We start from the raw sequence: 11,640 nt of genomic DNA, 5'->3' as shown, positions 1-11,640 counted from the left end.
TGCCGAGCCTGCTAAATGAGGCGGCTGATTTGGGCGATGAGTTTTATATCCATGTCAATGCCAATAACTTGGCACTACTGCCGCACGTCGTCAACAAGCATCACGCGATGCGTTTTTTGCTCGATTATCATTTGGATAAAAGCCGTCCTTGTTTTGGTTTTGGTGATAGCTTGGCGGATTTGCCGTTTTTACAACTATTGGACTGGTATGGTACGCCCAATCGAGGACAACTGCATGATGCTATCAGTCAAGGGTGTTTATAATCATGACAATTCAGGCGAATTTTTCGGGTAGTTATTTACCCGCTGAGGTTACGTTGCTGCTCGATATCGTCAGTGCTGATAGCGTCAATGATATCAACCCAACACAAAAAGAAGCATTAATCCAATCAGGTCAGCGCCATTATTCAGATATGCTGACGCTCGAAAAACCGCCCAGCGCCACGCATGAAGCCTTGTACAATCAAGCATTGGCGGCAGGCAAACAGCGCATGGCAAATGATGTCACAAGCCTTGCGTTTAGCTTATATCAGCTATTTCATGCTTGCGTGAGTGCCTCGCAGCCGCTGATATTGGTCAGTCTCGTGCGGGCAGGATTGCCGATTGGGGTATTGCTGCAAAAAGCGCTTAGTGATGCATCTGCCAGTTATACGTTAGCCAGTCAGCATTACGGGGTGAGTATCATCCGTGACCGCGGGCTTGACCCGGTTGCCTTGCAATATATTTTGCAGCAACATCCCCATAGCCCGATTGTGTTTGTCGATGGTTGGACGGGTAAAGGGGCTATCTATGGTGAATTGCAACGAAGTTTAGCCCAAATCACTGATAAGCGGCAACAAGCGCAACTGTTTCACCAAGGTGAGGGGGTGATTCCACTGGTGACGTTGGCAGATCCTGCTGGGGTGGCTTGGCTATCGGCAAGTAATGATGATTGGCTGATGCCGGCAAGTTTGCTCAATAGCACTGTCTCTGGGCTGATATCGCGTACCCTGTATCGTGAGCCCAGTGATGGACTGCACCAAGCAGTGTATTATGACAAGTTACAGCCTTGGGACCGCAGTGGCGAGTTTATCCAAACCATTGATGGGTTGCGTCAGCAAATACCTTTACCAACGCCGCTAACGGGCAAGTTGTTGCCGACTTTTGCCACCCAGTCTGTGATAGATGACTTAGCGGCGCGCTTTGCCATCAACAATCGCAACCGTATCAAACCCACCATTGCTGAAGCGACCCGCGCGATATTACGGCGCGACCCTGAGTGTGTATTAGTCAATGAGATGGCAGACGGACAAGATACAGCATTACTGCGTCATCTTTGTGAGGAAAAAAATATTCAAGTAATTGAAGATGCCAGTATTGCACCTTACCAAGCTGTCACCATTATTAAGAACAGAAGCCAATGATAACCGCGTCTTTGCACTCATCGACCTTGTTAACTGCCTATTTATCCTAACCGCTCTTTTACGCACATTGTACTTTTATGACACTATTACACTCTGTAAATCATTTTTTACCTGCGTCTGTTGCGCCGACTATCAATCCCTACCAGTTGGGTGCGACGCTTTATATGCCAGCCACGCGCCAAGATATTTGGCAAATTATTAGCCAGCAAAAATTGGCTGAGATTGATAGTATCGTGATTTGTTTGGAAGATGCGGTAAGTGAAAGTGAAATTCCTGCCGCGCTCGCAAACTTAAAGCAGCTGCTTGCGACATGGGCTCAGCACGCCAAGACGCATGGTTTTGGCGATGAATCTCGTCCAATTTCACGGCCGATGGTATTTATCCGACCGCGCAACGCCTTGATGCTCACCGAGCTTGCCAGTTGGCAGACGATTGCTTTGGTGGATGGCTTTGTTTTACCAAAAATCGATATGCAAAGCCTTGCCGATTGGCGATTGGCTTGTCAGGCATTGCCATCGACACAGCTATTGATGCCGACCCTTGAGACTCGGCTCATCTTTAACCCGATACACAACCAAGAATTGGCGCTAGCTTTTAGCGAAGGGTTTAGCCAGTCGATTTTGGCACTGCGTATTGGTGGTAATGATTTATTTGCCTCGCTGCGCTTGCGTCGTCCGTCTGATGTGACGATCTATCAAACCCCAGTCGGCATACTTATCTATCAGTTAATTGCGTGTTTTGTGCCGCAAGGTTTTTATTTGACCGCGCCCGTGTTTGAGTATTTGGATAAACCTGCCTTGTTTGCTGAAGAATTGCGGCAAGATGTCGCCTTGGGACTGGTGGGAAAAACCATCATTCACCCTGAGCAAATTGCTGCAGTCAAACACGCTTTTTATGTCAATGACATAGAGCGCAGTCAAGCCACCGCGATTCTTGCTGCTGATGCCAAGGCGGTGTTCAAGCAAGACAACAGTATGCTTGAGCCAGCCACGCATCGCGCGTGGGCGACCAGTGTGATGCTCCGTGCCAATGTCTAAAAGCCAAGGTCTAAAAGCCACTGTCTAACAGTTTGTCACATCAAAGTCAGATAACAAATCACTGACCGATAATTGAACAAAATTGCGCTATGATGACGGGTTAGCAGATAACAATAATTAATGATAACAATTTAACTGATAACCAGTATCATGGAAACCTATGCAAGCAAACACTCTCCCCAGTCAGTCAGTGACGGTTATTTTTCAAGGCGGCATTAACGTTCACCAGTTAGGGCAGGGCGGTGATGACGGCAGTGATTTTATGGCTAATGTCGCCAAAACCCGAGCAGCCTTGCCCCATGCAACCATTGTATTATCGACTTGGGATACGCTTGCGTTGCCCACCGAGTTTGACAGCGCCGACAAATTGGGTATCGATCAGCTGATTTTAAACCCAGATCCTGGTGGTCTGCCCAATATCAAATTTGGCTACGACGCCCCTAACAACGTCAATCGACAAATCATCTCCACGCAAGCGGGTTTAAGCCAAGTCAGCACCGAATATGCGCTCAAACTACGCACCGATAGCTACTTACTCAATGACAATCTGCTACAATTTTATCGCTATTATACCCAGCAAGTAACGTTACATTCCCAGACCCATTTATCCTCAAAAACTAAAGCAACCGACTATTCGCCGATTGTAGTGCCGTCGTTTTTTACCATCGACCCCAGCATGTTTGAGCATATGGCGTTTCATATTAGCGATTGGGCGCAGTTTGGCAAGACCGATCGACTGCAGGCGTTTTGGTCGGCACCCCTAATGAGTAGAGACAATGCCACTTATTTTGAGTCGCATGCACAAGATATCGATGCCAAATTTGCGGACAATACCTTTCGTACGCGGTTGGCTGTCGAGCAGCATATTGCCAGTCATTATGCCAATCAAATCGGCTACGCTGCCACACCAAGCTACTACAATGAACTCAACGAGCAGATTCTAGACGCACATAAGGCATTTTTGGCGAATGAAGTGATTGTGCTTGATATGACAGACTACGGACTACGGTTACCCAAATACGCCTGGACGTTGACCGATGCTTTTATGGCGATGAACTGCATCAGCCATGATGACTGGTATCAGCTGTTTTATCAATATTGGTATCCCAACCAAGTTGACGAAACCCGCTTGGCGCATGCGGATGAACGAGCTGTGATGAAAAGTATTGCCGCGGCAGAGTTTTATCAAAATAGCCCAGTCGATCAACACCAGATTTTCTCCCGTCTTTATCCCTAAATCCGCTAAATAAAAAAGCTTACGCAACAGATGGTAAGCTTTTCTTCAACAGTTAAACAATTGAACGCCAATTTTTAAACAGCAACCTTTAAACATGAGCCTTTAAACATCAATCTTTAAACCGTGGGCTTTAAGCGCTTGGTATTCATCCGGCGTACCACAAAAATCAATGTTGTCCTCCGTGATTTTGACATAGCCAACCCGGCCGCCTTGTGCGATTAATAAATTATACATGGGGGCGATATAATATTCGTTGTTAACCGTCAACTGTTGGGCAACCGCTTGTTGAAACAACGATAGATACTGCTGCTTGGATTTAAAATAATACAAGCCATCACTGCAAAGATTAGAGATACGCTGTTTTTCGGTGGTTTTAATCACCCTGTCATGGTCATCGACGGCGATAAATGACCAATGATCGCCTTCGCCTTCAAATACTTCTAAATAACCATCAACGGACTCTACCCAGTCAGGTTTTTCAAACCCATAGCGAAAGGTATCGATGTTAAAAATATAAATCGGCTCATCGTCATCAATCCTAGTATCGCCGAGTCCCATTCCGAGTCCGAGGGCTACTGTTTCAGCTTGTCCTGCTGTCTCGCCATCAAGGGTATGAATCATAAAATTGCGCACACCCAAGCGCGTTAATCGCTCAGCAACAAATCGCGGGGTATCATACACATCGCGCACGATAAGCAAAAATAAATCGGTACTAAAATAGCGCTCAAACGACTTGATTGCCAAATCAAACACAATGGTATCGGCAATCGATAATTGATACTTAGGTACCTCAAAGCCCGCCTTAAAAAAACGACTGCTTAGCCCTGCCATTGGAATTACGAACATGTCACCGCCTCCATCACATACATTTTATATAAACGATACGCATTGAGCAGCATGGCGCGCTGGCGATCGGGTCTATCTGCATGCAAGGGTAGCATGGATAAAAACAATAACACCACCGCTGGCATGATAGATTCTGTGGTCATGCCATTAACCCAGGTGCCGGCAAAAAAGTCTTGCTGGATTTGCTCCAAACGCTTATCAATATCAAATCTTATATCGCTGCCGCTAGGGGTATCGATAATTTCATAACGCCCTGCGATGATAAAGTCATACATACCAATCACAGAATGGGTGAGCTTGGCCAAATCATAGCTTGCGTTGCCAAAAATACTAAAATTGCCGTTAGAATCCGTGCCCCGTGGGTCAAAAACTTTTACCCGGCGACCGCGCATGTCATACATGATGTTGCTAAAACATAAATCGCCATGCATGACACTCACGGTGTTTGGCAGTGCCAAGGCTTTTTCGATACAGTCCTGCGCAATCTCTAGCGTACTGCCAAGCATGATTTCATCATATATTACAGGTTTGTTCAAATCGACATCGGCATCATCAGCATACGCATACAAGCGCTTCAAGGTTTTTTTATGGTACAAATCTTCGGCATACGATTTGGCAAACCCGGTTTCGATATGGCGATGCACGTCGGACTGATTGGCCATACTAAAAAATTCTTTTAATAGCTGAAAAATATGTTGCCAAAATTCAGTGGTATTTAACCCATGCACATACAACTCATTGAGCGGTAATAACGGCAAGAACTCTAAGCTATAACTAAACTGTCCGTCCACTTGCTGATAATCAATCAACTGCGGGGTAAAACGTCTAAGTGGCGCAGGAATATGGGTGTACCAATAAATTTCCGCTTCAATTTTGTTGTTGTCATCACTGCTTTTGGTGACCATGCCTTCACGAATCTGCAGTGAATTAAAGGCGCGTTCGGTGGTCATATTGGCACGGGCATGAATATAATGGACAAAATTACTGCAGTCATAATACGACTCAATATTGACCGATTTCATTGGCATCGTCTGTTGGTACAAATAAATCGCCCGCACAAAATTTTTCTTACTAATCGCCAAGGCTTTAATCAACTCCAGCCGTGAGGAAAAGGCAAAATACCCAATCCAATCGGTGGGGTTTTCTTTCATTTTTTTGGTTTGTTGCCAATCGTATTGGCGCGTTTTATCCGACACGCCAATACAATCTGAGCAATCAACTAACTGGGGTAAAAATACATCCCCTTGGATGATACGAATATGATGGTATGATTTATCAATGGCTAGATTAAGCACATATAAAATCGTCTCGGACAATGCCAAATTTTCAGGGATTGTTACCACATCAATGGGAAGTGACTCAATCACTGCTTTTTCATTGAGGGTCAAAGTATAAGCTTCAGGTAGTGACAATAGAATTTTTTCATGGGGGAATTGTTGGCGTACCACATCGACTTGCAGCTGTAATAGTTTTTTATTGCCGATGGGTAGCATACAAGGCGGAATGCGCCCAATTTCTGCTTCAAATTCAGCATTGACATAGGAAGAGGCGTTAATGAGTATCATGGCGTTAAATTACCTTAAATGTTGTTATTGTTGTTTTTATTTTTTATTAAGGTGTTAGATCGAGTAGCTGGCAAATCTCTGCATAGCTTAACTTGACCAATTCGTTAGGCCGAATAGCTTTGTCATCCACATAGAACCCTTCAAAGCCGCACCAAGGCTTACCCACGTATAATTCATCATACGGGATATCATGTCGTGCCAGCCAATCGATGATAATTGGTAACGTATTTTTATTAATAGCGCCAATATTGCCTTGATAGGTGCGCATATTGCGACTGGTATTGATGATAATCGTAAACCCTTGTCGATGGTATTCTTTAAGTTTTTCGACAACTTCGGTGATAGGTTGGGCATTGGCATAGTCGCCGTTTTGTGTGGTGCATAGGGTGTCATCTAGGTCAAAGATTAGCCGCTTCATTGTTATTATGTTCCTAATATTGCAGTGATAGACTTAAACTAAAAATTTTTGTATTTATAATAAAATCAATTATTTGATTGTTATTTTAACTTCAATACCTTAAAACGAATCCCTACCAAATGATATTACTTATTCATTACTTATTGTAATTTTAGGTAAGAATACAAGAAGAAAATCGATTATTGGGCTTAATCACAATGCTTAATATTGGTTAGACCGCTTTTAATCAATTAATCAATCGATGTTGACAATTTTTGAGGGTAAGTCATAGCACGAGAAATGCAGTAAAAAGCGGGTAAGAGCCTAATGAATCTAAATGAAATAGGTTGTGATTTAATGAAAGATTGGCTTTTACTAATGATGGATGGGCAAATAGGATAAAAGATTAAAAGGCGAAAAAGCTAAAAGAACAGTAAGCAAAAACACACAGCAAGGCGCGAAAAATTTATTTGATAGCGACGTAACTATGGACTTTGTACATACGACCCAGCGCGTTTTTCCAGCCGCGGGCATAGGGCATAAAGGCTTGGCAATGATCTAAGTGATAGCCATAGCCTGCATTGCCATAGGCCATCAAAAAACTGCCATCCAAAAAGCCTGACTGCCCTATGACAAAGCCGTTACCTTGATTAAATCGCGCTTCAGCACCGTTACCGAGCAAGGTGGCATTGATTGCGGTATAGCCATGACCTTGATTGTGGTTAGCATTGGCGTGGGTGATATCGATACTGGCGTGATGACGGGCAAAATAGCCACCGATCACGTTTTCATTGCCAAGACTGCGATTGGCCAAAATACGCCCGCCATTGTCAGCAAAATAGCCATAGCCATAATTGCGAAAGGCATTGGTACGTCGGTTGATGCTATTGCAGCTTAGCATGCCATTGTGCAGCGCCAAAAAGCCATGTTTATTTTCGCTGGCACTGGTATCATGGCACCACATCGAGCCATTGGTGAGTGCATAAAACCCTGCGATATGGTTATGTGCAGACACGCTGTTGTCGGCATTGATAAAGCCGCTAGATTCCGCGCAAAATCCAAAACCCAAGTCTTCATCCAAATGCGCACAGTGATACGCCTCGCATTGCTGGGCATCTATCGAGCCCCCATACGCAAAAAATCCGACATCCCCCGCAAACTGTACAATCACCCCAGGCTCACAGCGGATACTTGAGCCAAAGCGGGCAGCAACCCCATAATAAAACTTATTGATACGGACCTTTGACCCGACCAGCACTTGGCTATTGTAATTGCACATGATACCGGCACCATAGCCTTCATCTTGCCACTGTCCATAGCCCAAAAACGCCTTAGTACCATTGATAGTCATGCCATCGATTTTAAAAATACCATTACCCCGCTGCATCAAAAAGCCACAGCGGTTATGGGCATCATCAAAATGTAGCTGTACCTTATCAGGATTGTCCAAATTGCCAACAATCTCTACCCGATCACTAAAAAAATCAATTTCAACTTGGCTTAAATAATACTCGCCATCGGCAATTTTGATTTGGATAAAGCCTTTATCACCCAAATTATTTAATTGGCTTTTACAATAAGCCAAAGCCGCGTGAATAGTCGGGAAGGTCTGCGGCACGTCAATACGTTGCCAGCGGTTGGATGCTTTTTTAATCATAATAACAGCAAGCTAACAAGTGATATGGTACTCAAAATGAGTAGGTCGACCATACATCGCCAAAAAGCCTAGCGATAGTCAAAGCCATTGCAATTATTATCTAGGAAATAGCCGCTGTAATATGTTGAGTTTTCTTAGTGAATATGAAGTTTTTTATGACGTTTTAGGTTTTGCCAATTTTTCACTCAACGAATTCGCAACCCAGGCAGGACCAATCAACAAAAATTGTAAGTCTTCAAAAAATGACGGTTTTTTGCCTTCAATTTTGTGACCGACAAATTGCCCAATCCACGCGACCACAAATACGCCAAACCAAAACTTAAACCCAAATGGCAAGATAGCAATCGCTGCCAAGCAAAACAGCACAAACATGCCCATGGCAATAAATAATTGCGTAGACAAGCGTAGATAAAACAGCATTACCAAAGCAATCAATACCAACGTAAACGCCGCCTGCCATGACATTCCCATGCCTAAGATACTGGCAAAAATCGTGGGTACGCACAGCCAATGAATTTTTTTATTGATAGGATGTTGGTGGCTCACAGCGTAGTCAGCCAGCCAGCTTTGTAGGGATTTTTTTGAATGAAGCAGGGTCACGGTTGCCATAATCTTCTTCCTTAAAGATAATAAAGACAATAAAAAAAATTGCTGATAAAAAATGGGTATGAATCCCATCAGTTACCCCTGAATCGTATCACACCCTAGTCGTTTGTCAAATCAGCGAATTTACCCTGATAGGTTTTGATATTAATGGCTTTTGATATCACTGGCTTTTGATATCAGTGGCTACTAGGCTAAGCCTTTGGCTTTTTGCTCACTGCGATACCATTCATACAGCCCCACAAACGCATTGACTTGGTACACCATGGTTTGAATGGCAAAAATATAATTTTGCGACATCAAGTTGACAATCAGCCAGACAAAATTCACCGCAATCCATAACCACCAGTTGAATGAATAGCGTAAAATCATCGTGGCTTGCGCTGTGATGGATAGCACAAATGCCAACACATTAATCCAAAAAAAATCAATCACGCCCAAAAATTTACTGCCATCGTTGGCGACCACGCCATAACCCATCGACGTTAGCCAATTATTGACAGTTGGAAATAATGCCAAGCCAATCGCGATAAAGGCAATGGTTACCAACCACACAATTTTATTGGCTGATTTGGGAATCATATTGCCATCGCCATCGGTGTTTTTTGACCAATAAAAAATGCCATATAAATGGGTAAAAAAGTTAAACAGCGGCGCGAGCATCAAACCCACCGCACCTGCGGTTCCCTGTACAATGGTTTCGCCCGCCGTTGCCAACATACCAAAGCCATTACCTGCTATATTGCGGCGAAAACTCAGCGACACCACACACAATAGCCCGATAAAAGACACCCCCAAATAAAACCAGTCTAACGCTCGATGTTCTGTGGTCAACCAAAAACCGGTACCCAGTGCAATTATCCCAAAAAAGAACCATGCCACCGTCCATTCTTGTGCCCATTCACCGGTAATTTTATCCAAAATTGCAATTCGCATTTCGCCTCCAACAGTCATTACAACAATAACAACATTTTTTTAATTAAGCTTTAAAAAATAAAACCAAAAATTTTTAGCATATTTACCAAGCATTTCTGGAAAATTATTTTATGCCTCGATATCTTGATAGTGGTGAAAAACGTGTGCATCAATAAGCGCAATCGCATCCAAGAATCGCTGATGATAGTCTGGACTATCAATAAACAGCGGCGCAATATGATGACGGGCAAAGATTTGTTTTAAACGATTTTCAAAACGCTCACGCTGGGACTCGCTGCCTAGAGAGCGCATCCCATCGGCGACCCAAGGGGTGTTATTGGCAAGCATCAGGGTATAATCTAAGCGAAATTCATTGATACAGGCGGTCAAAAACGGGTGGGTACGCCCTTCATATTCTTCACAGAATGCTTGCGTGGTCACAAAATCTGTATCCACCAAAGTGATTGGGGCAGGGGCAAAGCGTTTGGCGGCGCGTATCGCTTGTTCATGGTCAGTTGCCATGAGCGGATAGTCATCGTATTGCATACCAAGCTCAGTACCCCCCAAATCGGTTTGCACAAATAAGCGCCCCATTTCTAAGCCATAGCTTGCACCATAATAGTTGGCTAGTTTATGCAGTAGTGTGGTTTTACCTGAGCTTTCACCACCCACCAATGCCACAGTTTTGGTGTAGTCACCTCGCGCTTGCGGGTGAATGGCTGACCAATACAGCGCGGGGTTATTGTGAATCTTGCGGCTATCAAAGCCGTGCTGGCGTGGCGTGGTCACTACAGGTAAATGTAAATCATAATCGACAAACGGATGGGTTTCATCCATAAACACCACCGGGGTTACTGTCCCTGTCGCATCGCTAGACGCGCTCAACTTGGGATAACGTTGTTGCAAATCCGCTAATACCGCATTGACTTGTTCAACGCTCAAATCTTGATAATTATCTTCATACGAGGGCGTTACCAAATCAGGTAAAATCTCTATATGCACAAATGGCAAATCAGCAAATGCCATGGTCATCCAGCGCGCCTTATCTTTCAAATCAATGGAAAAATTTGGATTTGGCGCAGGGTGAGCGGTAATAAAAATAAATAACTCTTTGACTTGCCCAGATGCATGCAAAATCGTTCTTACATGCCCCAAATGCAGCGGCTCAAAATGTCCAATAATGATACCCACATCTTGCATCATGCTTTCCTCAACACTTTATCATGGTTTTTTAAACTATTTTTTATTGACTTGATTTTTTGATTGCTTGGCTAGATATCCCTAATAAGGATATAAAGAATAAGGATATAAAGTAACGCTATGATAATCGATTAGCCGCTACGAAGTTACAATGGTTTGTAACGCTAGTATCACAATTCGTAAAGTTTGACGTATCTATCCTATATCGGATATACGCTACTTACCTGTGTTAATACTGTTCGTAATAAGAATGCTGTAGAAAAAGTTACTAAAAGAAACATCATTCTACGTTTTGTCACCCAACTACACCCTGCATTTGCTTATAATAAATCATAACCAAAACATAGCATTTTTAATCAATAATTTTAGCTGATGACATTAAGTTTTAAAGGCGTTAAATTTTAAAGATGTTAGGTTTTAACTAAGTCTTAAGTGGTTTTCTTTATTTTTAACAGGTAAAAAATTGAATGGCAAATAAACTGGTAAAACTTCATCGCTCTCAGAATCATCGTATGATTGCAGGTGTGCTGGGAGGTATTGCAGAGTATTTAGGCTGGAATGTAACCTTGGTGCGTTTGTTGTTTGTCATTATCTCAACCGCGAGTGTGGCAGTGCCAGGTATTTTGATATACATCGTGTTATGGATTGTCATGCCAAATGCTACCCAAAATTCCTATCGTGCGACTTGATTGGTTTATAGGTTTCTTTGTATAACTGTTAAGTAGCAAGAAAAATAGCCAAAAAAATTAAAAATATGATGAATAATAACAACTCGCTATAA

11 protein-coding genes and 1 pseudogene are annotated in these 11,640 nt (G+C 43.2%); 5 read left to right on the top strand and 7 right to left on the bottom strand.

What is annotated here, in order from left to right; genetic code table 11:
• The 4 genes and pseudogenes from RT034_RS10795 to RT034_RS10780 all read left to right on the top strand — a co-directional run.
• Positions 1-263, top strand: a pseudogene (locus tag RT034_RS10795) (hypothetical protein); the annotation flags it as partial.
• A gap of 2 nt (positions 264-265) precedes the next feature.
• A complete protein-coding gene (locus RT034_RS10790) occupies positions 266-1,402 on the top strand; it encodes a cysteine protease StiP domain-containing protein (RefSeq protein ID WP_313016565.1) in 1,137 nt (378 codons plus the stop codon).
• A 77-nt stretch (positions 1,403-1,479) separates the two neighbouring features.
• Positions 1,480-2,439, top strand: coding sequence for an HpcH/HpaI aldolase/citrate lyase family protein (locus RT034_RS10785; protein ID WP_313016564.1), 960 nt, complete (start codon positions 1,480-1,482; stop codon positions 2,437-2,439).
• 160 nt (positions 2,440-2,599) lie between these two features.
• Positions 2,600-3,676, top strand: a complete 1,077-nt coding sequence (locus RT034_RS10780; protein ID WP_313016562.1) for a WavE lipopolysaccharide synthesis family protein — start codon at positions 2,600-2,602, stop codon at positions 3,674-3,676.
• 102 nt (positions 3,677-3,778) lie between these two features.
• On the opposite strand, the gene RT034_RS10775 is transcribed toward RT034_RS10780, so the two are convergent.
• The 7 genes from RT034_RS10775 to nadR form a co-directional block, all read right to left on the bottom strand.
• Complete coding sequence (locus tag RT034_RS10775; RefSeq protein WP_313016560.1) at positions 3,779-4,522, bottom strand: glycosyltransferase family 2 protein; 744 nt, start codon at positions 4,520-4,522, stop codon at positions 3,779-3,781.
• On the bottom strand, positions 4,513-6,087 hold the full coding sequence (locus RT034_RS10770) for an aminoglycoside phosphotransferase family protein (protein ID WP_313016559.1): 1,575 nt from the start codon (positions 6,085-6,087) through the stop codon (positions 4,513-4,515). The genes RT034_RS10775 and RT034_RS10770 overlap by 10 nt, the downstream gene beginning before the upstream one ends.
• 46 nt (positions 6,088-6,133) lie before the next feature.
• Entirely contained in the window at positions 6,134-6,505 is a 372-nt protein-coding gene (locus RT034_RS10765; protein ID WP_313016558.1) for an HAD-IIIC family phosphatase, read from the bottom strand.
• Between the two features lie 445 nt (positions 6,506-6,950).
• Complete coding sequence (locus RT034_RS10760) at positions 6,951-8,141, bottom strand: hypothetical protein (protein ID WP_313016556.1); 1,191 nt, start codon at positions 8,139-8,141, stop codon at positions 6,951-6,953.
• Between the two features lie 153 nt (positions 8,142-8,294).
• Positions 8,295-8,750 (bottom strand): Mpo1 family 2-hydroxy fatty acid dioxygenase, encoded by a 456-nt coding sequence (locus RT034_RS10755; RefSeq protein WP_095356396.1) that lies wholly within the window; start codon positions 8,748-8,750, stop codon positions 8,295-8,297.
• A gap of 183 nt (positions 8,751-8,933) precedes the next feature.
• On the bottom strand, positions 8,934-9,680 hold the full coding sequence (gene pnuC / locus RT034_RS10750; protein WP_313016555.1) for a nicotinamide riboside transporter PnuC: 747 nt from the start codon (positions 9,678-9,680) through the stop codon (positions 8,934-8,936).
• A gap of 108 nt (positions 9,681-9,788) precedes the next feature.
• On the bottom strand, positions 9,789-10,859 hold the full coding sequence (nadR, locus tag RT034_RS10745; protein WP_409566380.1) for a multifunctional transcriptional regulator/nicotinamide-nucleotide adenylyltransferase/ribosylnicotinamide kinase NadR: 1,071 nt from the start codon (positions 10,857-10,859) through the stop codon (positions 9,789-9,791).
• A 467-nt stretch (positions 10,860-11,326) separates the two neighbouring features.
• Here nadR and RT034_RS10740 point away from each other — a divergent pair, with 467 nt between their 5' ends.
• Positions 11,327-11,548 (top strand): PspC domain-containing protein, encoded by a 222-nt coding sequence (locus tag RT034_RS10740; protein WP_309596281.1) that lies wholly within the window; start codon positions 11,327-11,329, stop codon positions 11,546-11,548.
• Positions 11,549-11,640: the final 92 nt, after the last annotated feature.

Source organism: Moraxella sp. CTOTU48841 (assembly GCF_032061225.1).
In the GTDB taxonomy this organism is placed as follows: Bacteria; Pseudomonadota; Gammaproteobacteria; order Pseudomonadales; family Moraxellaceae; genus Faucicola; species Faucicola cinerea.
This window is presented reverse-complemented; position numbering and strand designations above follow the sequence as displayed.

Coding starts and splice junctions, on each gene's coding strand:
- RT034_RS10790 (WP_313016565.1), top strand. CDS start 266: ATGACAATTCAGGCGAATTTTTCGGGTAGTTATTTACCCGCTGAGGTT.
- RT034_RS10785 (WP_313016564.1), top strand. CDS start 1,480: ATGACACTATTACACTCTGTAAATCATTTTTTACCTGCGTCTGTTGCG.
- RT034_RS10780 (WP_313016562.1), top strand. CDS start 2,600: ATGCAAGCAAACACTCTCCCCAGTCAGTCAGTGACGGTTATTTTTCAA.
- RT034_RS10775 (WP_313016560.1), bottom strand. CDS start 4,522: ATGTTCGTAATTCCAATGGCAGGGCTAAGCAGTCGTTTTTTTAAGGCG.
- RT034_RS10770 (WP_313016559.1), bottom strand. CDS start 6,087: ATGATACTCATTAACGCCTCTTCCTATGTCAATGCTGAATTTGAAGCA.
- RT034_RS10765 (WP_313016558.1), bottom strand. CDS start 6,505: ATGAAGCGGCTAATCTTTGACCTAGATGACACCCTATGCACCACACAA.
- RT034_RS10760 (WP_313016556.1), bottom strand. CDS start 8,141: ATGATTAAAAAAGCATCCAACCGCTGGCAACGTATTGACGTGCCGCAG.
- RT034_RS10755 (WP_095356396.1), bottom strand. CDS start 8,750: ATGGCAACCGTGACCCTGCTTCATTCAAAAAAATCCCTACAAAGCTGG.
- pnuC (WP_313016555.1), bottom strand. CDS start 9,680: ATGCGAATTGCAATTTTGGATAAAATTACCGGTGAATGGGCACAAGAA.
- nadR (WP_409566380.1), bottom strand. CDS start 10,859: ATGCAAGATGTGGGTATCATTATTGGACATTTTGAGCCGCTGCATTTG.
- RT034_RS10740 (WP_309596281.1), top strand. CDS start 11,327: ATGGCAAATAAACTGGTAAAACTTCATCGCTCTCAGAATCATCGTATG.